Below are 23,710 nucleotides of genomic sequence, written 5' to 3'. Positions count from 1 at the left end.
CATGAACGGCCGAGACCTCCTCAGCGGGGTGATGGTCCCGCTGGTGACGCCGATGAGCGCGCCGGGCGAGCCGTCCGCCGCGGCGGCGTACGACCTGCTGGACGCGCTGGCCGCGGCCGGCGCGCGCAGCCTCATGCTGTTCGGCAGCAACGGGGAGGGCCCGCTGCTGACCCAGGCGTCGATGACGGAGTTCGCGGCCGGCGTCGCGGCGCACTGGCGGGAGCGGACCGGCGACGGGCCGGTGCTGGTCAACGTCACGGCCGCCGGCACCGCCGAGGCGCTGCAGCGGGCCGACGCCGTCCGCCTGGCCGAGCCGGACGCCGTCGTCGTCAGCCCGCCGATCTACTTCCGGCACCGCGACGACGAGGTGGTTGCGCATTTCGCCGCCTTCGCCGGGCTCGGCGTGCCGGTGGTCGCGTACAACGTGCCGAGCTACAGCGTGCCGATGACGCCCGCGGTGCTCGACGAGGTGCTGGCGATGCCGCACGTCGTGGGCATCAAGGACAGCTCCGGCGACCTCGCCCTGTTCGGCCGGATCGTCGCCGCGGCCCGCCGGCGCCCGGACGTCGGCGTCAGCCAGGGCTCGGAGACGCAGCTGGTCGCCGGGCTCGAGGCGGGCGCCGACGGCATCGTGCCGGGCATCGCCAACCTGGCGCCGGTGCTCTGCGCCGAGCTGTACGACGCGTTCCGGTCCGGCCGGACGTCCGACGCCGACGCGGCCCAGGAGATCGCCGATCGCGTGCTCGCGCTGCACACCGTCCGCCGCGGCGTGCCCGCCGTCAAGGCCGTCCTCGCCGCCCGCGGCCTCTGCCCTCCGCACGTCGCCGCCCCGTTCGTGCCGGCGACGCCGGACGAGCGGGCCGGCCTGCTGGACCTGCTCCGCCCGCTCGACGCGCACCTGGTCACCGCCCGCTGATCGAAGGAGATCTCGTGGAACTCAGCCGTCGCACCCTCGTCCTCGGCACCGCCGCCGCCGGCGTGCTCGCCTCGGCCACGCCGTCGTTCGCCGCCACCGGCGCCGCCGAGGGCGAGTTCGAGGAGTCGCTGGTGTTCCGCGCCGGCGACGACGGCCTGGCCGTCTTCCACGTCTTCGGCCTGACGACGACGGTGGCCGGCTCGGTGCTGGCCTTCGCCGAGGCCCGCCTCACCCCGCACGACGCCGACCCGCACCACCTCGCCGTGCGCCGCAGCCGCGACGGCGGCCGCACCTGGGAGCCGCTGCGCTACGTGCGCCGCTCCGACGGCGTGCAGTCCTTCGTCAACCCGACGCCGCTGGTCGACCGGTCGACGGGGCGGATCTTCCTGTTCCACGCGGAGTGCTTCCGCGACGCCGGCAACACCGGCGGCTCGCCGGACAGCTCCCGGTTGTACGTCGTGACCAGCGACGACGACGGCGAGACGTGGTCGTCGCCGCAGGAGCTCACGCAGCTGTTCGACGGCGACCCGAACGGGCAGACGCTGCACATGCCCGGCCCCGGCCACGGCCTGCAGCTGTCCGACGGCCGGCTGATGGTGCAGGTCTGGCACCGTCGCGCGATCGCTTTCCCGGTCGCCGAGCGGCGCTACGGCGTCACCGTCATCCACAGCGACGACGGCGGCGCCACCTGGCAGGCCGGTGGCGGCGTCCCGCTGGACGGCGCGTACCCGCTGAACGAGGCCCGGCTGATCGAGCGGCCGGACAGCACGCTGGTGGTGCTCGGCCGGTATGCGTCGGGCGGCACGCATCCGCGGATCACGTCGGTGAGCACCGACCGCGGCGCCACCTGGTCGCCGCCGGTGCTGGACGCCGCGGCGCGGCCGGTCAACGCGATCGACACCGGCATCGCCCGGCTGACGGGGCTCGGCGAGCGGGAGGACAGCCGGCTGGTGTTCTCGCGCACCGACTCGCCGACGCGGCGGAACATGACCGTCTCGATCTCCTACGACGAGGGGATGAGCTGGCCGTACAGCCGGGTCCTGACCGAGGGGCCGGCGTCGTACTCGGACACGGTGGCGCTGCCGGACGGGCGGATCGGCGTCCTGTACGGACGCGAGCACGTTCCTGGCGTCACCACCAGCTTCTCCCGCGACATCGTGTTCGCGACGTTCGACCTCGCCTGGCTGACGTCGGGCGCCGACACCGGCCGCCGCGGCCCGGCGACCCGGCTGTCGTTCGAGGTCGAGGACGTGCCGCTGACCGCGACACCCGGCGTCACCGTGGTCCCGGCGGCGGACGCCATGGCCAGCGGCGGCGCCGTCGTCGAGGTGCGCGCCACCGACTACGGCCAGTACCTCGAGGCGGCGATCGAGATCACCCGCGGCGGCCGGTACGACCTCTACGCGCGGTTCCGGCACCTGGCCAACGGCGGCGTGGTCGTCATCGACGTGGACGGCTCGCGGCTGGGCGGACCCATCGACACGTCGACGGTGTCGGTGCGCTCGTTCCGGACCGAGCTGGTCGGCCGGGTGGAGCTGGCCCGCGGCCGGCACACCGTCCGCTTCACCGTCGTCGACAAGCACGTCGACTCGACGGGGGTGCGGTTCGCGCCCGACCTCGTCGGGCTGGTGCTCGCGTGATGTGATGGCAGGGTGGCGAAGCCGACGCGCTGGTTGTCCGAGACCAAAGAGGGCCACTCGCAGTGGTACATCGAGCGGTTCCGCAAGCTCGCGGCTGACGGCGCCGACCTCACCGGTGAGGCGCGGTTGGTCGACGCGATGCTGCCGCGCGGCGCTCGGGTCCTCGACGCCGGCTGTGGCACCGGCCGTATCGCCGGCGCGCTGCACGAGCGCGGCCACACCGTCGTCGGCGTCGACGTCGACCCGGCGCTGATCGAGGCGGCGCGGACGGACTATCCGGGCCCGCGCTACCTCGTCGGCGACCTGTCCGAGCTCGATCTCGGCGAGACGTTCGACGCGGCGGTCATGGCGGGGAACGTCATGGTGTTCGTCGCGCCGGGCACGGAGACCGACGTACTGCGGCGGGGGGGCGGGCACGTCGTGCCGGACGGCTTCGTGATCGTCGGCTTCCACGTGAACCGGCATCTGGCGCTGGCCGACTTCGACCGCTACGCCGAGGACGCCGGGCTACGACTGGAGCACCGGTTCGCCACCTGGGACCTGCGCGCCTGGCACGACGACGCCGACTTCGCCGTCAGCGTCCTCCGGCACCGCTGACGGCGGCGAGGAAGCCCCCGACGAACGTGTCGCCGAGGCCGATGCTGGTCGGCGTCGCCGTGTCCAGCACGTACGCCGCCACCCCCACCCCACCCGCACCGAACGCCGTCGACACGGCCGTCACCACCGCGGAGCCGCCCGCGTGTACCGGCAGCGACGCCACCGCGTCGACGGCGTCCGCCGTCAGCCCGTCGCCGCTCAGGTAACGGGCGCTGGCCAGCGCGATCCCACCGCGCAGCGCCGCCTCGAACCGGCCCGCCTCGAGCCGGCCCGCCTCGAGCCGGCCCGCCGCAGAGCCCAGCGCCACCGACCAGTACTTCGTGTGCACCACGACGACGGGCGCCGGCACCAGTTCCACCAGGGCCCGCAACGCCGCCACCACCGCCGGCGGATCCAGCAGATCGGGAGCGGCCCCGAGCCGCTCGCCCAGCTCGTCCTCGTTCATCGAGTACACGTCGGCCAGTTCCAGCACGCCGGCCCGCGCGGCCGCCGCGATCTCCGGCACGTGGTAGCCGGCGTCCTCGTAGAACGTCAGCGCACCCTCCGGCAGCCGCGCGACCGCCGCCCGCAGCGAGTCCAGCCGCTCGGCCAGCACGGCAGGTGACTGGATGGAGTTCAGCCCGGACACCAGGAACACGTCCGCCGCGGCCAGCGCGTCGCCCAGGCCCGGGTGCAGCCGCAGCTCCCGGTTCGGCGGATCGTGCACGTAGATGAGCCGGTTCGCGTGCGGGGCGGTGAGGTCGATGTCGCCGGACCGGATCCGGGCGCCGGCCGGGTACTGGACGATCAGGTGCGGGTCCAGCGAGTCGGCGTCGGCGCTGCAGAGGTACGAGACCGACGGCGGCAGCAGCCGGCGCACGTGGTCGTCGATGCTGACCAGGTGCACCGTGCTGCCGACGCCGGCCGCGGCCAGCCCGAGCGCCGCCCGCACGCAGGTCCCGCCCAGCGTGACCCGGGTGTCGAACTGTGCCGCCAGACCCGCGACGATCTCCGACGAGGCGACGAACCGCTCGCCGCCCAGGCCGTCGCGGACGAACGCCAGCAGCGTCACCAGCAGCGACCGCTCGCTGACGATCGGGACCGACGTCGACAGCTCGGCCGCGCGGATGCCGTGCTCGGCGACCAGCCGTTCGAGGGTCGCGACGTCCCAGGCGATCTCGTAGTCGACGGTACCGCCCAGGCCCAGCACCAGACGTTCGGTCATGTGGGGACGGCCCTCAGTACAGCGCGGCCTTGCCGGCGGCGTCGAACAGGTCGATCTTCTGCGCCGCGGTGACCTTCATCGCGGCGATCGCCGGCGGCTGGATCGTGTTCGGCTCCCGCAGCGACGTATCCGCGAGCACCTCGCGCAGCTTGTCGTGGTAGGCGACCTTGATGTCGGACGAGATGTTGATCTTGTTGATGCCGAGCTTCACCGACCGGGCGATCTCGTCGTCGGGGTTGCCGGAGCCGCCGTGCAGCACCAGCGGCACGTCGACCTTCGCGGCGATGTCCTGCAGCAGGTCGAGCTTCAGCTCGGGCTTCATCCAGGACGGGTAGATGCCGTGCGAGGTGCCGATCGCGACCGCCAGCGAGTCGACGCCGGTCTCGGCGACGAACGTGACGGCGTCGTCGGGGACGGTGTAGATGATGGCGTCGGTGCCGTCCTCGGCCTCGGCGTCGGTCTTGCCGATCGTCCCCAGCTCGCCCTCGACGGAGATGCCCAGCGCGTGCGCGGCCTCGGTGGCCCGCCTGGTCAGCGCGACGTTCTCGGCGAACGGCAGCATCGAGCCGTCGATCATGATGGAGGTGAACCCGGTCCGGATCGCGAGCAGGATCTGCTCGTACGTCGTGCCGTGGTCGAAGTGGATCGCGACCGGCACGCTGGCACGGTGCGCCCGGGCGATCACCGACGCCATGACGTCGTCGCCGGTGTGGCGCAGCTCGTCGGGGTGGATGGCGACGATGAGCGGCGCCTGCTTCTCCTCGCTGATGTCGACGATTCCGTTCAGCATCGCGTAGTCGCTGATGTTGAATGCGGGGACGGCGAAGTCGTTGTCGTGCGCGACGGCGAGCAGGTCGCGGCCATTCACCAGCATGTTCCAGGTCTCCTCAGCAATTTCGGTGGGGTGCGTTCTCGTCGGGAATGCGGGTCAGATCTTCACGGCGCCGGCACTCATACCTCCGATGAAGAACCGCTGGAAGAAGAGGAAGAGCACGAGAATGGGGACGCAGCCCAGCACGCTCATCGCCATCATCTCGTTCCATTCGTACGAGTGCTGGCCCATCAGCAGCTGGATGCCGATCGGGACGGTGCGCATGTCCTCGGTGCGGGTGAGCGTCAGCGCGAACAGGAACTCGTTCCACGCGATCATGAACGTGTAGAGCCCGACGGACACCAGGCCGGGCACCGAGATCGGCACCAGAATGCGCCACAACGCGGTGAGCGGACCGGCGCCGTCGACCTTGACGGCCTCGTCCAGCTCCTTGGGCAGCGTGTTGAAATAGCCGGTCATCATGATGATCGCGTAGGGCAGCGTGAACACCAGATAGGTGAGGATCAGCCCCGGATAGGTGTTGTAGAGACCGAGCGTCACCATCAGCCCGAAATAGGGGATCAGCAGGGTGATCGGCGGGACCGCCTGCACGCTGATCACGACGACGTTCAGCACCCGCTTGAGCGGGAAGTCGTACCGGCTGAACGCGTACGCGGCGAAGATCGCCACCACCAGCGTCAGCGCCACCACCGACAGCCCGATGACGTAGCTGTTGAGGAAGAACCGCAGCTTGGCCGGGTCGGTGAGGATCGTCGTGTAGGCGTCGAAGGAGAAGTTGTCGGTGATGATCCGCGGCGGGTACTCGAAGATCTCGCTGTTGGACTTGAACGAGCTCAGCGCCATCCAGAGCACCGGCAGCCCGGCGAACATCGCGCCGAGCGTCAGACCGGCATAGACACCGGTCCGCTTGAGGCCGCGGCGGCGGACGTTGGGCAGATCCATGTCAATCACGCACCTTCTGATGCCTGACGTAGAAGAAGGCGAGCACCATCGACAGCGCGAGAATGATCACCGCACTGGTGGAGGCCATCGAGAACTCGTACTTGCTGAACGCCAGCTTGTAGGTGAACGTGCTGAGCATCTCGGTGACGTTGATCGGCCCGCCGCCGGTGGTCATCCAGATCAGCGCGAACTGCTGCGTCGTCCAGATGAAGTCCAGCAGGGCCATGCTGATGATGATCGGCTTCAGCTGCGGGATGGTGACGTGCCAGAACTGCCGGAACGCGCTGGCGCCGTCCACCCGGGCCGCCTCGTAGAGGTCCTTCGGAATGCCTTGCAACCCGGCCAGCAGGCTGATCATGAAGAACGGATAGCCGCACCAGATGTTGATGAACGTGACCGCGTGCAGCGCGGTGTCCGGATCGGCCAGCCACTCGACGTTGCCGTCGATGAACCCGGTGACGTCGAGCAGGTAGTTGACGACGCCGTTCGGGTTGAGCAGCAGCCGCCACAGCACCGCCACGACGGCGATGGTGAACAGCCACGGCAGCACGTAGATCGCCCGGAAGATCGCCTTGGCCCAGCGTCCCACGAACGCGCTGTTCAGCAGCAGGGCGAAGGCCAGCCCCAGCACGAGGTGGGCGAGCACGCTGACGACGGTGAAGTACAGCGTGTTGCGGATCGCCGTGTGGAACACCGGGTCGGTGACGACCTCGACGTAGTTGTCCAGCCCGACCGACTCGGAGCTCCTGGTGGTGATGACGTTGTCCATCACCGAGTAGCCGACGACCATGACGATCGGCAGCACCATCAGCGCGACCAGCAGCAGCACGGTCGGCAGCAGGTACAGGTACGGCGTCAGCGATCGCCGCAGGCGCCCGGGCCGCGGGCCGGGACGCCGGGCCTGGGGCCCGCCGTCGCCGGCTTCGGCCGGTCGAAGGGTCAGCTGGGACAACGGTCAGAACTCCTCGAGCCAGCGGTCCTGTGCGGTCTCCAGCGCGTCGTCGACGGACTGCTCGCCGTCCAGAGCCCGCTGCAGCTCCTCGCTGAACATCCGCATCAGCTCCTCGGCGACCGGCAGGCCGGTGAACTCGTTGGCCGGGTAGCCGCTCTGGTAGATCTCGAACGCGGCGCCGAAAAGCTCGTCGCCCTCGACGAAGTCCGGCACCGAGGCGGTGTTGCCGGGGAACGCGTTGGCCAGCGTCGACAGCTCGGCGTTGACGTCCTCGGAGAGCAGGAAGTCGATGAGCTTCCAGGCCTCCTCCTTGTGCTCGCTGTTCTCGGCGACGCCGATGCCCCAGGAGGCGTAGGGGATGCCGCGCTCGCCGCTGTAGGAGTCCTCGGCCGGGATCGCGGAGATGCTGAAGTTCAGGTCCGGGTTCGCCTCGCGGATCGTGTTGACGTGCGCGAGCGAGCTGATCACCATGCCGACGCGGCCGTTGGTGAACTCCTCGACCTTGTCCTGCTCCTTCATCGTGAACGAGCCCGGCGCGATGGCGCCGTCGTCCCACAGCGCCTTCACGTACTCGACGGCGCTGCGGACCTCGTCGTTGGTGACGTCGGGCTGCCCGTCGGCGAGCATGCTGCCGCCGGAGGCCCAGACCCACGACATGACGTCGTTCTGGACACCGTTCGGCGTCTCCAGCGACAGCGGCAGCGCCCAGCCGCTGACGTTCTCGCCGAGGCCGGACAGCGCGGTCGCCGCCGCCTCGAACTCGGTGCGGTTCGTGGGCGGCGCGGTGATGCCGGCCTGGGCGAGCAGGTCGTCGTTGGTGAACAGCGGGTAGACGAAGTTCACGACCGGGATCATGTAGGTCTCGCCCTCGAGCTGGACCTGCGAGGCCAGCGCGCTGTCGTCGTACCCGGCGTCGTCCATCAGGCCGGTCAGGCTGGCGATCGAGCCCTGGTCGACGAAGTCGCTCACCCACGCGCCGTCCAGGCCGACGACGTCGGACATGGTGCCCGCGGCGGCGCCGGCGACGACCTGCTCCTTCGTCGACGCGTACGGCCCGCTGAGCAGCTCGACCCGGATGCCGGGGTTCTCCTCCTCGAACCGGTCCATCAGCGCGCGCAGCGAGCCGTCGGGAAGCTCCGGCTCCCACCACTGGCTGAACTCCAGCGTGACCTCGCCGCCGGCGGAGTCGTCGCCGGAGTCGCCACCACCGCACGCGGCGGTCAGCGCGAGGGCCGACGCGCCGAGGACGGCGAAGATCCGTCGTCTCGTGAGGGCGCCGTTGCTCATCTCGTCACTCTCCTTCGAGTTCTCTATGCGAGATAGTGCGACTTAGTGCAGCTTTATGCTGGTGCTGGGGACCATAGTCTGGAGAGAGTCGCACGTCAAGGCCGCCGATCTCGCGCGTTCTGCGGTTCTGTGCTAGAAATCTGGCATGGCCGCGCAGACACCCGCTGGCGACGCGACCGGCCAGCCCCGCCGACTCCCCGCCGGACGGAAGGCCGCACTGGCCTCATACGTCAGCGAGGTCGGGCAGGTCACGGTCGCGCAGCTGGCCGAGCGTTTCGACGTCTCCCTCGACACCATCCGGCGCGACCTGGACCAGCTCGACTCTGAGGGCGTGCTGATCCGCACGCACGGCGGAGCGGTCGGGCTGTCCGCCGTCCCCCGGCCCGACACCGGCCTGGACGTGCGGATGCGCATGCAGGCGTCGGCGAAGGAGCAGATCGGCGCGCTGGCCGCGGGGCTGGTGACCGACGGCGCGGCGATCATCGTCAACGCCGGCACCACCACGCTCGCGGTCGTGCGACACCTGCGCGACCAGCGCGACCTCACGATCGCGACGAACAGCCTGCGGCTACCGGCCGAGATCGCCCCCGACGTCGTCCGCGACCTCTACGTGTTCGGCGGCCAGGTCCGGTTCAGCGCGCAGGCCACCGTCGGGCCGGTCAGCTTCCAGCGGATGTCGCCCGGCGACGACCTGCAGATCCAGTGCGACCTCGCGCTCATCGCCGTCGGCGCGGTCGACGCCGCCAGCGGGTACACCACCAGCAACCTCGGCGAGGCCACGATGATGGCCGAGATGATGGACCGCGCCTCGTCGGTCGCGGTGCTCGCCGACTCCTCCAAGTTCGACCGCCGGCTGTTCGCCCGGGTGGCCGAGCTGGCCCGGGCGGACTACCTCATCACCGACGCCCCGCCGTCGCCCGGGCTGGCCCGGGCGTTGGAGGAGGCCGACGTGAAGGTCCTGGTCGCCGACGAGGACTAGGCCGAGTGAGCCGACTCTCGGCGTTGGTCGCGGGTGCGGGCGGGGGAGCGCGGGCGTGCGCTCACCGGTGTCGCCCGGCCTGCAGCGATGCCGCACCGTGCCCGCGCCCGGGGGTTGCTCACACGGCGCGGGTGCACCTCACCCGCGCCGGGGTCCATGTCACCGCTTCGAGCCGGTCTCGAACGGTTCTGACGCGCGTGAGGTGCCTCTCACCAGGACGAGGTCGGCGCTGCCGAGCGTCCCGCCCTCGCCACACCCGCGGCCCCTCTGACGGATGGCCGAAGAACGCGCACCAAGAGGACCGAAGACCAAATGGCCTCACTCATCCAGGCCGTGTTCCTCAAGGACTGGACCCTGTGGAGGGTGCCGGCGAGGCACTGACCGGATCGGTGAACGAGATCGGCTTGCCGGTGGCCTGTGCATACGCGATCTCCCTGCTCGTGGACTCGCCGATGTACCCGCCGGGGTTGACGACCAGAACCCGGTCGGCCAGGTCGATCTTGCGCAGGTGGAGGGCGTCCAGAGCGGCCTTCTGCTCGTCGGTGATCGACTCGTCTGCTTCGCCGGGCGCGACGACGATGACACCTGCGAAGGTCAGCTCACGGTTCGCCGCACGCAGCTCGTCCACGAACCGGGCCGAGCCGCAGATGCAGACGATCTCAGGTCGGTCGGGCACGGCACCACGGCCTAGACCTGGATGCCGCGGGTCAGCGCGCCGTCCACGACGAGGTTGGCGCCGCTGATCCGGCTGGCCACCGGGCTGGCGAGGAACACCACCGGCGCGGCCACCTCCTGCGGCGTGCCCATGTGGCCGGTCGGGTTGAGGCCGACCGCCGTCCGGAACAGCTCCGGGTCGCCGGTCTCGATCGACGCCCAGACGCCGCCCTCGAAGTAGGTGTTCCCCGGCGACACGACGTTGGCCCGGATGCCCTTCTCCGCCAGCTGCATGGCCAGCCCGCTGACGTAGCCGATGATGGCAGTCTTCGCCGTCCCGTACGGACCGGAGGCGAAGTCCGACTCCCGCCCGGACACGCTGGAGATCGCGATGATCGACGGCGCCGACGAGCGCTCCAGGTGCGGCAGGGCGGCGCGCACCAGCCGGACCGTGTGCATGAGGTCGACGTTCAGGCTCTGCAGCCAGTTCTCCTCGGTGTCCGGGATGGCCAGCGCGCTGACGCTGGCGACGACGGTGTCGAGCCCGCCCAGCACCGCCGCCGACTCCTCCACCCAGGCCGCGAGCGCAGCACCGTCGCCGACGTCGACCGCCGAGCCGGTGACGTCGCCGCGGCTGGCCAGCGCCTCCTGCGTCGCGCGCACCGCGTCGGCGTCGCGGGCGCAGAAGCCGACTCTGGCGCCCTCGTCGAGGAACGCCTCGACGATCGCCCGGCCGATGCCGCGGGTGCCGCCGGTGAGGAGGACGCGGGTGCCGCTGAGCTGCAGGTCCATGGCTGGCCTTTCGTCAGAGGAGAGTTGCGGCGCGGGCGCGCAGGTCGGCGTGGATGCCGCCGAACGCGTCGGCGGCCGGCAGCAGCGCCTTCGCCGCCTTGACCACGACGCTGTAGTTGGCGTCGACGACGTTCGCGATCGGGGCCTGCGCGAGCTGCGAGCACAGCTGGTAGGCGTCCATCGGGTGCAGGCCGTACAGCTCGGCGACCCAGTGCACCAGCTCGGCGTTGCCGATGCGCCAGGCGTCCTCCAGCGGTCGGCTGGACCCGACCGTCATCCAGTGCGCGTCGTCCTCCAGCCGCGGCCAGCCCGGCGCGCCGCCCTTGACCAGGTCGACGATGAGCGTGGTGGTCATCGCGCCCTCGACGGCGGTGCCGCAGGCCTCGCCCTCGCCCTGGCGGTAGTGGCCGTCGCCGACGGAGAACAGGGCGCCCTCGACGTTCACGCCGAGGAAGACCGTCGTGCCGGCCCGCATCTGCGGCGTGTCCATATTGCCGCCGAACCGGTCCGGCACCAGCGACGAGCGCACCTCGCCGCCGGCCGGCGCCACCCCGACGGTGCCGAGCATCGGCTCGACCGGCAGCTCGATGCGGTGGTCGCTGTGCCGGGCCGCGAACGCGACGGTGTTGCGGTCGCGATCCAGCTCGTAGATCCAGGTGGTGTCCGGCAGCGCGTCCTGCAGCGTGACGACGCGGTCGGTGCTGGTCATGCCGCCGAAGAACGGGATGGCCGCGGACGCGCCCCAGTCACGCGCCGGCTCCAGCGCGGCCAGGTGCAGCACCAGCGTGTCGCCGGGCTCGGCGCCCTCGACCCAGAACGGCCCGGTCTGCGGGTTGACGAAGCGCAGGTCGACCTTGGCGCTGGAGAGGTCGTCGACCGAGCGCAGGACGCCGCCGAACGCGTCGTCGGACCACAGGCGCAGCGCGGTCCCCGGTGCGACGCGCAGCGCCGGAGCGGCGCCACCGAAGGTGTAGGCGTACTGCTCGCGGCTGGGCGTGTACTCGATGACGTCCATGTGCGGACGCTATCGCGCGCCATGCCGCTCGGCGATGGCGTCGATGGCCGCCGCCAGGTCGACGTCCTTGGACGTGACACCGCCCTCGGAGTGGGTCGACAGCGTGAACGTCAGAGTCCGCCAGCGGATGTCGATGTCGGGATGGTGGTCGGCCGCCTCGGCCGCGGCCGCGACGTCGTCGACGATCCGGATCCCGGTGAGGAAGTCCGGCGCCTCGACGTCACGGCTGATGGCGGACGTGTCGCCGGACCATCCGGGCAGCCCCGCCAGGGCCGCCCGGACGCCGTCCTCGTCGAGCCGGGTCATGCTGTCATTCTGCTCGCGCCTGGGGGACCTGCGCCTCCGGCAGCTGGTCGCGGCGGAAGATCTTCCGGCCCAGCCAGGTGACCGGGTCGAAGGATCGGTCGACCACGCGCTCCTTCATCGGGATGATCGCGTTGTCGGTGATGTGGATGCCCTCCGGGCACACGTCCGTGCAGCACTTGGTGATGTTGCACAGGCCGATGCCGGCCTGCTCGCGGGCCAGCGCACGCCGGTCGTTGGTGTCCAGCGGGTGCATCTCGAGCTCGGCGTAGCGCAGGAAGAACCGCGGGCCGGAGAAGGACTGCTTGTTCTCCTCGTGGTCACGGATGACGTGACAGACGTCCTGGCACAGGAAGCACTCGATGCACTTGCGGAACTCCTGGCCGCGCTCGACGTCCACCTGCTGCATGCGGTACTGGCCGTCGGCCGGCCGCGGCTCCGGCGCGAACGCCGGCACCGTCTCGGCCACCCGGTAGTTGTACGAGACGTCGGTGACGAGGTCGCGGACCACCGGGAACGTGCGCAGCGGCGTCACCGTCACCGTCTCGCCCTCCTCGAAGGTCGAGAGCCGGGTCATACAGGCCAGCCGCGGCTTGCCGTTGATCTCGGTGCTGCACGAGCCGCACTTGCCGGCCTTGCAGTTCCACCGCACCGCGAGGTCGCCGGACTGCGTCGCCTGGATGCGGTGCAGCGCGTCGAGGACCACCTCGCCCTCCTCGACGGGGACGGTGTAGTCCACCAGGTCCCCGCCGGTGGCGTCGCCACGCCACACCTTCATCTTCAGGTCGTATCCCACGTTCACACTCTCCTAGTTGAACAGCTCGCGCAGGTCGTCGGGCATCTGAGGCAGCGGCTCGTGTGTGACGCCGACGGCCTCGCCGTCCAGGCGGCAGTGCAGGTTGATCTTGCCCCAGGAGTCGTCGGTGGCGGGGAAGTCGTCGCGGGTGTGCCCGCCGCGGCTCTCCGTTCGTTCCAGCGCCGCACGCGCGATGCATTCGGAGACCCGCAGCATGTTGCGCAGGTCCAGCGCCAGGTGCCAGCCCGGGTTGTACTGACGGTGTCCCTCGACGCTGAGCCGGGTGATCCGCTCGCGCAGCGACGCCAGGTCCGTCAGCGCCTGCTCCATCTCGCCGGCGGTCCGGATGATGCCGACCAGGTTGTGCATGACCTCTTGCAGGTCGTGCTGGACGGTGTACGGGTTCTCGCCGCCCTCGATGCCGAACGGCGCCAGCGCGTGCTCCGACGCCGCGCGCACGTCGTCCTCGGAGATCGCCGGCCGCTGCTTGAGCCGGGCCGCCGCGTAGGCCGCGTTGAGCCCCGTCCGCCGGCCGAAGACCAGCAGGTCCGACAGCGAGTTGCCGCCCAGCCGGTTGGCGCCGTGCATGCCGCCGGCCACCTCGCCCGCGGCGTAGAGGCCCTGGACGGCCGACTCGCCCGTGTCCGGGTCGACGGCCACGCCGCCCATGACGTAGTGGCAGGTCGGGCCGACCTCCATCGGCTCGGCCGTGATGTCGACGTCGGCCAGCTCCTTGAACTGGTGATACATCGACGGCAGCCGCCGGCGGATGTACTCGGGCGTGCGGCGCGAGGCGATGTCGAGGAACACGCCGCCGTGCGGTGACCCGCGGCCGGCCTTGACCTCGGCGTTGATGGCCCGGGCGACCTCGTCGCGGGGCAGCAGCTCCGGTGGCCGGCGGTTGTTCGTCTTGTCCTCGTACCAGCGGTCGGCCTCCTCCTCGGAGTCCGCCGTCTCGGCCTTGAAGAACTCGGGGATGTAGTCGAACATGAACCGGCGGCCCTCGCTGTTGCGCAGCACGCCGCCGTCGCCGCGGACCGACTCGGTGACCAGGATCCCCTTCACCGACGGCGGCCAGACCATGCCGGTCGGGTGGAACTGGACGAACTCCATGTTGACGAGGCTGGCACCGGCCTCCAGCGCGAGCGCGTGCCCGTCGCCGGTGTACTCCCACGAGTTCGACGTCACCTTGTAGGACTTGCCGATGCCGCCCGTGGCCAGCACGACCGACGGCGCCTCGAACGCGACGAACCGGCCCGACTCGCGCCAGTAGCCGAAGGCGCCGGCGATGCGGTCGCCGTCCTTGAGCAGCCGCGTGATCGTGGCCTCCATGAAGACCTCGATGCCCAGGGCGACGGCGCGCTGCTGCAGCGTGCGGATCAGCTCCAGGCCGGTGCGGTCGCCGACGTGGGCCAGCCGGGCGTAGCGGTGGCCGCCGAAGTCGCGCTGGGAGATCAGGCCGTCGGGCGTGCGGTCGAACAGCGCGCCCCACTCCTCCAGCTCGCGGACCCGGTCCGGCGCCTCCTGCGCGTGCAGCTGCGCCATCCGCCAGTGGTTGAGCATCTTCCCGCCACGCATGGTGTCGCGGAAGTGCACCTTCCAGTTGTCCTCTTTCCACACGTTCGCCATCGCGGCGGCGATGCCGCCCTCGGCCATGACGGTGTGCGCCTTGCCCAGCAGCGACTTGCAGACGATGCCGACCTTGGCGCCTGCGTCGTGCGCCGCGATGGCCGCGCGCAGCCCCGCGCCGCCGGCGCCGACCACGAGCACGTCGAAGCTGTGGCGTTCGATATCAGCCATGGTGTAGCTCTGCTCCTCAGAAGAACCGCGGGTCGGACCAGGTGCCGGACGCGACCATCCAGATGTAGAAGTCGGTGAACGCGACCCAGACGAGGGACGCCCACGCGAGCTGCGCGTGCCGGCCGTTGAGCACCGACACCCCGCCCCACAGGCGGTACCGCACCGGGTGCTTGGAGAAGTTGCGCAGCCGGCCGCCGATGATGTGCCGGCAGGAATGGCACGACAGGCTGTACAGGGCCAGCAGCACGGCGTTGACCACGAGGATCAGCGTGCCCAGGCCCATGTGGCCCCACTCGCCCTCGGGCGACTTGAACGCCATCACCGCGTCGTAGGTGAGCAGCACGTTGTACGCCAGCGCGAGGTACAGCGCGTAGCGGTGGATGTTCTGCAGGATCAGCGGGAACCGGGTCTCGCCGGTGTAGCGGCGGTGCGGCTCGCCCACGGCGCAGGCCGGCGGCGACATCCAGATCGAGCGGTAGTAGGCCTTGCGGTAGTAGTAGCAGGTCAGCCGCAGGCTCAGCGGGATGACGAGGATCAGCACGGCCGGCGAGAACGGCCACCAGTCGCCGACCCAGGTGCCCAGGTGGCGGGAGCCGTCGACGCACTCGGTGGTGACGCACGGCGAGTAGAACGGCGTCAGGTAGGGCTCGGCGAAGTAGTACTCACCGACGAAGGCCCGGTAGGTCGCGTAGACCACGAAGGCGAGCAGCACCAGCGCGGTGAACGTGGGGTAGAGCCACCATCGGTCGGTGCGCAGGGTGCGGGCGGCGATGCGGGCCCGGGTCGGAGACTTGATTCCGGTAGGGGCGGCCATGTCTTCTGAGTGCTCTTTTCAGAGAACGGGGGACGGGGACGGGAAGCTGAGGCTCAGGAGCCCGGATTATGGGGCGCGCCGGTCAGGTGCGCCCAGGCCCTCGTCCTCGGCGCCGGCCCACATGCTCGGGTCGTACGGCTCGTCGGGCACGATCTCCAGCTGCCGGACCGGATGCGGCCGATGGCCTGGCTGGGGATCGCCGAGTTCGGCGAGGTCGTCGCCGAGCCGGGCCACGTCGCTGACCAGCCGCCGGACGCCCAGGGTGTCGCCGTAATGGAGGCGCAGGGTGGCCACCGCCGCGTCGAGCGCGGACACGGCCTCGGCCACTGCGGCCCGGCTCTCGGACACTCCCATCACTGCCTCCCGCGAGCGTCGGCGGTCGCGATAGGGCGCAGCCTGGCACGGGTGCGGCGACGAATCCAGGGGTTGCCTTCGATGGGATGAACATCACACAGCCGTTCCCTTGATTTTCAAGACGATCATGTTGTGAAATTCGCGCACCTATGCAAAGACATGGTTGCAAAGAGTTGTTGGTAAGCCGTACCGTTCCGGTATGGCCGACCCGCCCCGGCGCAACATCGACGCGACCACCCTGCGGGGTCTCGCGCATCCGCTGCGCGTCCAGCTCTACGACGCGCTGGTGACGTACGGCCCGGCGACGGCGACCATGCTGGCCGGCCGGTTCGGCGAGAGCACCGGGTCGACCAGCTACCACCTGCGCCAGCTGGCCAAGCACGGCTTCGTCGAGGAGGACCCGTTCCGCGGCGCCGGCCGGGAGCGGTACTGGCGGGCCTATCCCGGCGGCGCCCAGCTCGACGGCTACGAGCTGACCGACGGCGGCAGCGGCGAGGCCGCCCGGCTCGTCGTCGGCGAACTGCACCGGACGCAGTCGGCCCGGCTGGAGCACTGGCTCGCCGCCGGCTACCTGCACGTCCCGCGCGAGTGGGGCCGGGCCAGCGTCGACACGACGGCGCACCTGCGGCTGCGGGCCGGCGAGCTGGCCGAGCTCGGCGCCGAGCTGACCGCCGTCCTCGATGCCTGGCGCGAGCGGGTCCGCGACCGCGACGCCGATCCCGAGGCCGGCACCCGGATCGTCGAGGTGCAGCTGCACACGTTCCCGGTGGCCGCCGAGGACGTGCCGTGACGGTCGCGGCGCCGTCGGCGCGCGGCCTGGGCCCGGCGTTCGCCCGGCTGTGGGGCGCGGCCGTCGGCAGCAACCTCGCCGACGGCTTCGCCGCGACCGCGGCACCGCTGCTCGCCGCCACACTGACCCGCGACCCCGTCCTCATCTCTCTGGTCGGCGTCGCACAGTTCCTCCCGTGGCTGCTGCTCGGCCTGCCGGCCGGTGGCCTGGTCGACCGGTTCGACCGGCGCCGGGTGGCCGCGCTCGCCTGCGGCGTGCGGGCCGTCCTCGCCGCCGTCGTGTGCCTGCTGGTCGCGACCGACCGCCTGGCCATCGCGGTGCTGATCGCGGCCGTGTTCCTGTTCGGCGCGTTCGAGACCTTGTCCGACGGGTCGCTGCAGGCGATGGTGCCTGCGGTGGCCGGCCGGGACCGGCTGGTGCGGGCCAACAGCCGGTTCCAGGCCACCGAGGTCGTCGCGCAGAACTTCGTCGCCGCGCCGCTGGGCGGGTGTTGTTCGCGGTCGCCGCGGCGATGCCGTTCGTGCCGCTCACCGCCGGCTACCTGCTGGCCGCCGTGCTCGTCCTGACGCTGCCGCTCACCGCCGCCCGGGCGCCGCGCGGCGTCGACGACGCCGAGCCGCCCGCCACCCGCCGGTCGCTGGCCGACGGGATCCGGTTCCTGCTCGGCCATCCGGTGCTGCGGCCGCTGTGGGTCGTCTCCTGCGTGCTGGCGCTGTTCAACGCACTGGCGCAGGCGGTGTTCGTCCTCTATGTCCTGGAGCGGTTGGGCCTGTCCGCGGCCCTGTTCGGCGTGTTCGCGATGGCCGCCGCGGCCGGCGCCGTGCTCGGCGCGCTGATCGTGCCCCGGCTGATCCGGCGATGGGGGCGCGGCCGGGTGATGCTGGCCTCGGTGCTGGTCACCGGCCTGTCCTACGCGCTGTGCGGGTTCGTGCCGCACCCGGTCGCGGCGGCCGCCGCCATGGTCACCGTCGGCGCCGGCGTCGCCGCCTGGAACGTCGTCAGCGTCACCGTGCGTCAGGAGCTGGTGCCGAGCCGGCTGCTCGGCCGGGTGCACGGCGCCTGGCGCACGTTCGGCTGGGGGCTGATGCCGGTCGGCATGCTCGCCGGCGGCCTGCTCGGCGCCATCGATCTGCGGCTGCCATTCATCGTCGGTGGAATCGGAATCGCCGCCGCGGCATTGCTGGTGCGCCGCACGCTTGTTGTCCTGTCGGATCCCGATTGAACAGGAGAATTTCCGGGAAGGTTCGTGTCCGATCCGTTGTGATTTCGTAGCCTGCCGCCCTAGTTGGGTTTCAGGTCAGTAACAGCGCGCCCTGCCACCTTGTGTGTACGTCAGTAGCGGTGATGGTCTTAGCCACACTCTCAATTCTGCGATCCTTGCGATCCGACACACGAGGAGTCAGCCTTGACCAGCAAGCGCAGAGGTATGGCGTTCTTCGCCGTCCTCACGGCAGGGGCGCTGGCGCTCTCTGCATGTGGCGGCGACGACGACAACGGCTCCGGGAGCGGCGACACCGAGTCCCCGGCCGGCGGCTCGTCGGGCGGCCCCATCACCGTCGCGTCCGACGCCGAGTTCACCTCTTACAACCTGAACTCCGAGACCGGCAACGGCACGTGGAACACCTTCGTGATGAACGGTGTCATCGACGGCTGGTGGGACTTCGGCCCTCAGGGCGAGATCGTCCGCAACGAGAACTTCGGCACCTACGAGGTGACGTCCGAGGACCCGCTGACCGTCCACTACACGTTCGCCGAGAACGCCACGTGGTCCGACGGTGAGCCGATCGACTGCGACGACGCCCTGCTCGAGTGGGCGACCCAGTCCGGCGCCTACGTCACCGAGGAGGTCGGCGAGGACGGTCAGCCGATCCCGCTGTTCGCCGTCCCGGGTACCACGGGCTACGACCTGGTGGCCAAGCCGGAGTGCGAGCCGGGTGACAAGGAGTTCGACTTCGTCTACTCCGAGCCGTTCGCCGACTGGGAGGTCGTCACCAGCGGCTACCTGCCCGCGCACGTCGCCGCCGAGCAGGCCGGCATGACGCCGGAGGACCTGGTCACGGCCATCCAGAACGACGACATGGCGGCGCTGGCCCCGGTCGCGGAGTTCTGGAACAGCGGCTGGGACATGGAGCCGGGCGCGCTGCTCGACCAGGCCGTCATCCCGTCGTCGGGCCCGTACCTGATCGACAGCTGGGAGGCCGGTCAGTCGCTGACGCTGGTCGCCAACGAGAACTACTACGGCGACCCGCCGGCCACCGACACCATCGTCATCCGGTTCATCGCCCAGGACCAGCAGGTCCAGGCGCTGGCCAACGGTGAGGTCGACATCATCGACCCGCAGGTGAGCGTGGACCTCGTCGCCTCGCTGGACGCCCTGGGCGACCAGGTCACCGTCATCAAGGGTGACGCGATGACGTGGGAGCACCTGGACTTCAACCAGACGGAGGGCGCGGTCTTCTCCGACCCGAACCTGCGTCAGGCCTTCGCCATGTGCGTGCCGCGGCAGCAGATCGTGGACAACCTGATCGCCCCGGCCAACCCCGAGGCCGTCGTGATGAACCTGCGTGAGTTCTTCCCGTGGGACCCGGAGTACGACCAGGTCGTCGGCGAGGCCTACGGCGGCGAGTACGACGAGCCCGACATCGACGGCGCCGCGGCTCTGGTCGAGGCGGCCGGCGCCACCGGCACGACGATCCGCATCCTGCGGTCGGACCCGAACCCGCGGCGCGCTGACACGGTCGCGGCGATCAAGGCCTCGTGCGACCAGGCCGGCTTCAACATCGTCGACACCCCGACCCAGGACCTCGGCGCCGGCATCGTCGACGTGACCAGCTACGAGGTCGCGCTGTTCGCGTGGGCCGGCTCCGGTGTCATGACCTCCGGCGCCTCGCTCTACCGCACCAACGAGGGCCAGAACCCGTACGGCTACTCCAACGCCGATGTCGACGCCGCGTGGACCGAGCTGATCGTCACGGTCGAACCGGAGCGCCAGGTCGAGCTGCTGACCGAGATCGAGACCCAGCTGTGGGCCGACCTGTTCAGCATCCCGCTCTACGCGCACCCGGGCGTCACCGCGCACAACCCCGCCATCGAGGGGGTCCAGCTGAACGCCGCTCAGACGCAGGTGTCGTTCAACATGGAAGAGTGGTCGCGCACGTCCTGACCGTTGCCGGTCCGGCCGGGTGAACCCGGCCGGACCGGCCCGATGGTTCGGGCCAGGGGCTCATCGCTCCTGGCCCGAGCCTTGCGCCGAGGTTTCCGTCCCACCCGGACCGGCCCGCGGCGCGGAACCTGACGAGGGTGGCTTGAACTGATGACTGTCGACGGGCTGGTGTAGCCATGCTGGTCTTCATTGTGCGCAGGGTGATCATCTCGTTCTTCATCCTGCTGGCGGCGACGTTCGTGATGTACCTGCTGGTTGCGAACTCGGGCAATCCGCTGCAGGACCTGCAGGAGTCACGGGCGCCGAACCGCGAGGCGCAGATCGAGGCCCGGATCCGGCTGCTCAACCTGGACACCCCGGCGCCGCTGCGCTACTTCATCTGGCTCAGGGGCGCTGCCGGCTGCCTGGTGCCGTTCGCCCTCGAGTGCGACCTCGGCCAGAGCATCCAGGGCCAGGACGTCACCGCCCTGCTCAGCGTCGCGTTCTCGCAGACGCTGCAGCTGGTCATCGCCGCCACCGTGTTGGCGATGGTGCTGGGCATCACGGTCGGCATCGTCACCGCCCTGCGGCAGTACAGCGGGCTGGACTACACCGTCACGTTCAGCGCCTTCCTCTTCTTCTCGCTGCCGATCTTCTGGGTGGCGGTGCTGCTCAAGGAGTACGGCGCGATCCGGTTCAACGACTGGCTCGCCGATCCAACGATCCCCATCGGGGTGGCCGTGGTCCTCGGGACCATCAGCGGGCTGTTCTGGATGATCGTCATCGCCGGCGACCGGACCAGACGCGTGACGACGTTCGCCGCGGCGTTCGTCGCCTCGGCCGGCGCGCTGTGGCTGCTGTCGGAGACCCAGTGGTTCGCCGACCCCGGCCTCGGCATCGTCGTCATCACCGTCACCGCCGTCGGGCTGGCGTTCCTCACCACGGCCGTGGTGGCCGGGTTCACCTACCGCAACGTGCTCTATGCCGCGCTGGCCGCGGCCGGCATCGGCATCGTCTGCCACTTCGCGTTGGACTCCGTGCTCGACGACCCCAGCGGCCTGACCATCGTGCTGCTCGCTCTGGTGACGGTCGCCGTCGGCATGGGCCTCGGCTACGGCCTGGGCGGGCTGCAGCGCCGGCAGGCGATCCAGGCCGCCGTCCTCACCGGCCTCGGCACCGGCGGGCTGCTCTTCGTCGACCGGCTGCTCGGCGCCTGGGACAGCTACTCCGACCGGGTCGGCGGCCGCGTCATCGCCACCATCGGCGCGCGCACCCCGAACTTCCAGGGCACGTTCTGGGAGGAGGGGCTGGACCGCGCCACCCATCTGCTGCTGCCCACCATCGCGATCGTGCTGATCTCGTTCGCCACCTACACCCGGTACACCCGCTCGAGCATGCTCGAGGTGCTGAACCAGGACTACGTGCGCACCGCTCGATCCAAGGGTCTGGCCGAGCGCGGTGTCGTCGTCAAGCACGCGTTCCGCAACGCGATGATCCCGATCACCACGCTGATGGCGTTCGACTTCGCCGGGGTACTCAGCGGCGCGGTCATCACCGAGAGAGTCTTCGGCTGGACCGGCCTGGGCACGTTGTTCGTCACTTCGCTCGCGCGAGTCGACCCGAACCCGGTGATGGGCTTCTTCCTCATCGCGGGCACGGCGGTCGTCGTGTTCAACATGCTGGCGGACATCGGCTACGCGTTCCTCGATCCGCGCATCCGGTTGTCGTGAGGAGGACCAGACGATGAGCGACCCCACGACCCCAGGCTCCATCCCGGCCGCCGCGGCGGTGGCCGGCGACGCGCAGGGCATGAACGTCGTCGCCCGCACCCAGGCCCAGATGGTCCGGCGCCGGTTCTTCCGGCATCGCGCCGCCATGGCCGGCCTGATCACGTTGCTGCTGATCGTCGTGCTGGCGTTCAGCTCGATCGGCTTCGCCAGCGTCCCGGGCTGGTGGGACAAGGACTACTTCTCCATCGCCACCGTCGAGAACCGCGGCCGGCCCACCCTGAGCGTCATCCCGACCTGGCTCGGCGGCGACGGCATGCACCTGGGCGAGCACCCGTTCGGGCAGGACAACGTCGGCAAGGACTACTTCGCGTTGACGATGCGCGGCGTCCAGCAGTCGCTCACGATCGCGTTCATCGTCGGCCTCGTCGGCACGGTCATCGGCACCATGATCGGCGCGACCGCCGGCTACTTCCGCGGCCGGGTCGAGGCGGTGCTGATGCGCTTCACCGACGTCATGATCACGATCCCGCTGCTGGTCGTCGCGGCCGTCCTCGGCCGCCGCTACGGCAGCTCCGGCATCGTCGTGCTGGGCCTGGTGATCGGGCTGGTCACCTGGACCGGCCTGGCCCGCCTGGTCCGCGGCGAGTTCCTGTCGCTGCGCGAGAAGGAGTTCGTCGAGGCGGCTCGCGCCGCCGGCACGTCGGCCCGGCGGATCATCGTCAAGCACATGCTGCCGAACATCGTGGGCGTCATCATCGTGGCCGCGACGCTGGCCGTGGCCGCGGCGATCCTGCTGGAGGCGGCGCTGTCGTTCCTGGGCTTCGGCGTGCAGGACCCGGACACCTCGCTGGGCAAGCTGATCAGCACCTACCAGACCGCGTTCTCCACCAGACCGTGGCTGTTCTGGTTCCCCGGCGTCTTCATCATCGCGATCGCGTTGTCGGTGAACTTCATCGGCGACGGCCTGCGCGACGCCTTCGACCCTCGACAGAACCGGGTGCGTGACTGATGACCGATCCCAGCCTGCCCGTCGGGGCGCCACTGCCCGACCCCGCCGCCGGCGGCGTCAACCAGCCGGAGATCATCGAGTCCGCCGCCGAGGTGCACGTCGCGACCAAGCTCGAGGAGACCGCCGGCCCCGGTGAGAAGGAGGTCCTGCGCGTCGAGGACCTCACCGTCTCGTTCCCCACCGACGACGGCCTGGTCCGGGCCGTGCGCGGCGTCTCGTACGCCGTGCACGAGCGCGAGGTGCTGGGCATCGTCGGCGAGTCCGGCTCGGGCAAGTCGGTGTCGTCGATGGCGGTCATGGGGCTGCTGCCCAAGTCCGCCCGCATCTCCGGCAAGATCCTCTACCGCGGCGACGACCTGCTCAAGAAGTCGGCGAAGCAGCAGCGGGCGCTACGGGGCAAGAAGATCGCGATGATCTTCCAGGACCCGATGACCGCGCTGAACCCGGTGTACTCGATCGGCGACCAGCTGGCCGAGGCGGTCCTCTCGCACGAGATCATGCCGCGGAAGAAGGCGCTGGCCCGGGCCGAGGAGATGCTGGCGCTGGTCGGCATCCCGCAGCCGAAGAAGCGGCTGGACAACTATCCGCACGAGTTCTCCGGCGGCATGCGGCAGCGCGCGATGATCGCGATGGCGGTCATCAACAACCCCGACGTCATCATCGCCGACGAGCCGACCACGGCCCTCGACGTCACCGTCCAGGCGCAGATCCTCGAGACGCTGGTCCAGGTGAAGGACGAGGTCAACGCGGCCATCGTGCTGATCACGCACGACCTCGGCGTGGTGGCCGGGATGGCGCACCGGGTGCTCGTCATGTACGCGGGCAAGCCGGTCGAGATCGCCGAGACCGACCGGATCTTCTACCACCCGCGGATGCCGTACACCGCCGGCCTGCTGGGCTCGATCCCGTCGCTCGAAGGCGGCGGCGGTGGCTCCCGGCTGCGGCCGATCGTCGGCACGCCGCCGTCGCTGATCAACCTGCCGCAGGGGTGCCCGTTCTCGCCGCGCTGCCCGCTGGCCACCGACGTCTGCCACGAGTCGGAGCCGCCGCTGGCGGCCACCGACGAGCTGGGCCACGTCGCGGCGTGCCACCATTGGGACAAGCTCGCCGACGTCGACGACCCGACGGTGTACTTCCGCACTGAGAGCGAGGCGGTGTGACC

The 23,710-nt window shown here is 70.5% G+C and carries 24 protein-coding genes; 11 read left to right on the top strand and 13 right to left on the bottom strand.

Features of this window, described 5'->3' with window-relative positions:
- Position 1 precedes the first annotated feature (1 nt).
- From C1I92_RS12255 to C1I92_RS12245, 3 genes are read left to right on the top strand one after another with little or no spacing between them, the layout of a single operon-like run.
- Positions 2–916 carry a dihydrodipicolinate synthase family protein gene (locus C1I92_RS12255; RefSeq protein WP_111254944.1) on the top strand — a complete coding sequence of 305 codons (915 nt, stop codon included), beginning with the start codon at positions 2–4 and terminating at the stop codon, positions 914–916.
- A 14-nt stretch (positions 917–930) separates the two neighbouring features.
- Complete coding sequence (locus tag C1I92_RS12250) at positions 931–2,556, top strand: exo-alpha-sialidase (protein WP_158564099.1); 1,626 nt, start codon at positions 931–933, stop codon at positions 2,554–2,556.
- Positions 2,557–2,568: 12 nt separating this feature from the next.
- Positions 2,569–3,153, top strand: coding sequence for a class I SAM-dependent methyltransferase (locus tag C1I92_RS12245; RefSeq protein WP_111254942.1), 585 nt, complete (start codon positions 2,569–2,571; stop codon positions 3,151–3,153).
- Here the strand turns inward: C1I92_RS12245 and C1I92_RS12240 are convergent.
- From C1I92_RS12240 to C1I92_RS12220, 5 genes are read right to left on the bottom strand one after another with little or no spacing between them, the layout of a single operon-like run.
- A complete protein-coding gene (locus C1I92_RS12240) occupies positions 3,131–4,357 on the bottom strand; it encodes an ADP-dependent glucokinase/phosphofructokinase (RefSeq protein ID WP_111254941.1) in 1,227 nt (408 codons plus the stop codon). The genes C1I92_RS12245 and C1I92_RS12240 overlap by 23 nt on opposite strands.
- A 13-nt stretch (positions 4,358–4,370) precedes the next feature.
- Positions 4,371–5,231 carry a ketose-bisphosphate aldolase gene (locus C1I92_RS12235; RefSeq protein WP_111254940.1) on the bottom strand — a complete coding sequence of 287 codons (861 nt, stop codon included), beginning with the start codon at positions 5,229–5,231 and terminating at the stop codon, positions 4,371–4,373.
- Positions 5,232–5,285: 54 nt separating this feature from the next.
- On the bottom strand, positions 5,286–6,131 hold the full coding sequence (locus C1I92_RS12230; protein ID WP_111254939.1) for a carbohydrate ABC transporter permease: 846 nt from the start codon (positions 6,129–6,131) through the stop codon (positions 5,286–5,288).
- Position 6,132: 1 nt separating this feature from the next.
- Positions 6,133–7,083 carry a carbohydrate ABC transporter permease gene (locus tag C1I92_RS12225; protein ID WP_199521165.1) on the bottom strand — a complete coding sequence of 317 codons (951 nt, stop codon included), beginning with the start codon at positions 7,081–7,083 and terminating at the stop codon, positions 6,133–6,135.
- Between the two features lie 3 nt (positions 7,084–7,086).
- Complete coding sequence (locus C1I92_RS12220; RefSeq protein WP_111254938.1) at positions 7,087–8,370, bottom strand: ABC transporter substrate-binding protein; 1,284 nt, start codon at positions 8,368–8,370, stop codon at positions 7,087–7,089.
- A gap of 145 nt (positions 8,371–8,515) precedes the next feature.
- Here C1I92_RS12220 and C1I92_RS12215 point away from each other — a divergent pair, with 145 nt between their 5' ends.
- A complete protein-coding gene (locus C1I92_RS12215) occupies positions 8,516–9,349 on the top strand; it encodes a DeoR/GlpR family DNA-binding transcription regulator (RefSeq protein WP_111254937.1) in 834 nt (277 codons plus the stop codon).
- A gap of 340 nt (positions 9,350–9,689) precedes the next feature.
- Here C1I92_RS12215 and C1I92_RS12210 read toward each other — a convergent pair whose 3' ends face one another.
- From C1I92_RS12210 to C1I92_RS12175, 8 genes are all read right to left on the bottom strand, one after another.
- Positions 9,690–10,025, bottom strand: coding sequence for a hypothetical protein (locus C1I92_RS12210; protein WP_111254936.1), 336 nt, complete (start codon positions 10,023–10,025; stop codon positions 9,690–9,692).
- 11 nt (positions 10,026–10,036) lie between these two features.
- The gene (locus tag C1I92_RS12205) at positions 10,037–10,795 is read right to left on the bottom strand and encodes an SDR family NAD(P)-dependent oxidoreductase (RefSeq protein ID WP_111254935.1); all 759 of its coding nucleotides are present in this window, start codon (positions 10,793–10,795) and stop codon (positions 10,037–10,039) included.
- Positions 10,796–10,808: 13 nt separating this feature from the next.
- Positions 10,809–11,810, bottom strand: a complete 1,002-nt coding sequence (locus C1I92_RS12200) for an acetamidase/formamidase family protein (RefSeq protein WP_111254934.1) — start codon at positions 11,808–11,810, stop codon at positions 10,809–10,811.
- Between the two features lie 9 nt (positions 11,811–11,819).
- Positions 11,820–12,116 (bottom strand): 4a-hydroxytetrahydrobiopterin dehydratase, encoded by a 297-nt coding sequence (locus C1I92_RS12195; RefSeq protein ID WP_111254933.1) that lies wholly within the window; start codon positions 12,114–12,116, stop codon positions 11,820–11,822.
- A 4-nt stretch (positions 12,117–12,120) separates the two neighbouring features.
- Positions 12,121–12,909, bottom strand: coding sequence for a succinate dehydrogenase/fumarate reductase iron-sulfur subunit (locus tag C1I92_RS12190; protein ID WP_111254966.1), 789 nt, complete (start codon positions 12,907–12,909; stop codon positions 12,121–12,123).
- 12 nt (positions 12,910–12,921) lie between these two features.
- Positions 12,922–14,709: a fumarate reductase/succinate dehydrogenase flavoprotein subunit gene (locus C1I92_RS12185; protein ID WP_111254932.1), complete on the bottom strand. Its 1,788-nt coding sequence runs from the start codon at positions 14,707–14,709 to the stop codon at positions 12,922–12,924.
- A 16-nt stretch (positions 14,710–14,725) separates the two neighbouring features.
- Positions 14,726–15,523, bottom strand: coding sequence for a succinate dehydrogenase subunit SdhC (sdhC, locus tag C1I92_RS12180; protein ID WP_111254931.1), 798 nt, complete (start codon positions 15,521–15,523; stop codon positions 14,726–14,728).
- 66 nt (positions 15,524–15,589) lie between these two features.
- Positions 15,590–15,877: an Rv0250c family protein gene (locus C1I92_RS12175; RefSeq protein WP_111254930.1), complete on the bottom strand. Its 288-nt coding sequence runs from the start codon at positions 15,875–15,877 to the stop codon at positions 15,590–15,592.
- Between the two features lie 199 nt (positions 15,878–16,076).
- Between C1I92_RS12175 and C1I92_RS12170 the strand changes: the two genes are divergently transcribed.
- From C1I92_RS12170 to C1I92_RS12140, 7 genes are all read left to right on the top strand, one after another.
- Positions 16,077–16,667, top strand: a complete 591-nt coding sequence (locus C1I92_RS12170) for a winged helix-turn-helix domain-containing protein (RefSeq protein ID WP_111254929.1) — start codon at positions 16,077–16,079, stop codon at positions 16,665–16,667.
- Positions 16,664–17,233, top strand: a complete 570-nt coding sequence (locus tag C1I92_RS35280; RefSeq protein WP_158564098.1) for an MFS transporter — start codon at positions 16,664–16,666, stop codon at positions 17,231–17,233. The genes C1I92_RS12170 and C1I92_RS35280 overlap by 4 nt, the downstream gene beginning before the upstream one ends.
- Positions 17,188–17,889 carry an MFS transporter gene (locus C1I92_RS35275; protein ID WP_158564097.1) on the top strand — a complete coding sequence of 234 codons (702 nt, stop codon included), beginning with the start codon at positions 17,188–17,190 and terminating at the stop codon, positions 17,887–17,889. Before C1I92_RS35280 ends, C1I92_RS35275 begins: the two co-directional genes overlap by 46 nt.
- A 183-nt stretch (positions 17,890–18,072) precedes the next feature.
- Complete coding sequence (locus C1I92_RS12155) at positions 18,073–19,830, top strand: ABC transporter family substrate-binding protein (protein WP_146605111.1); 1,758 nt, start codon at positions 18,073–18,075, stop codon at positions 19,828–19,830.
- Between the two features lie 176 nt (positions 19,831–20,006).
- Positions 20,007–21,539: an ABC transporter permease gene (locus tag C1I92_RS12150; RefSeq protein ID WP_111254925.1), complete on the top strand. Its 1,533-nt coding sequence runs from the start codon at positions 20,007–20,009 to the stop codon at positions 21,537–21,539.
- Positions 21,540–21,552: 13 nt separating this feature from the next.
- Entirely contained in the window at positions 21,553–22,548 is a 996-nt protein-coding gene (locus C1I92_RS12145) for an ABC transporter permease (RefSeq protein ID WP_111254924.1), read from the top strand.
- Positions 22,548–23,708 carry an ABC transporter ATP-binding protein gene (locus C1I92_RS12140; protein WP_111254923.1) on the top strand — a complete coding sequence of 387 codons (1,161 nt, stop codon included), beginning with the start codon at positions 22,548–22,550 and terminating at the stop codon, positions 23,706–23,708. The genes C1I92_RS12145 and C1I92_RS12140 overlap by 1 nt, the downstream gene beginning before the upstream one ends.
- Positions 23,709–23,710 lie beyond the last annotated feature (2 nt).

Source organism: Jiangella anatolica (genome assembly GCF_003236295.1).
Classification (GTDB): domain Bacteria; phylum Actinomycetota; class Actinomycetes; order Jiangellales; family Jiangellaceae; genus Jiangella; species Jiangella anatolica.
This window is presented reverse-complemented; position numbering and strand designations above follow the sequence as displayed.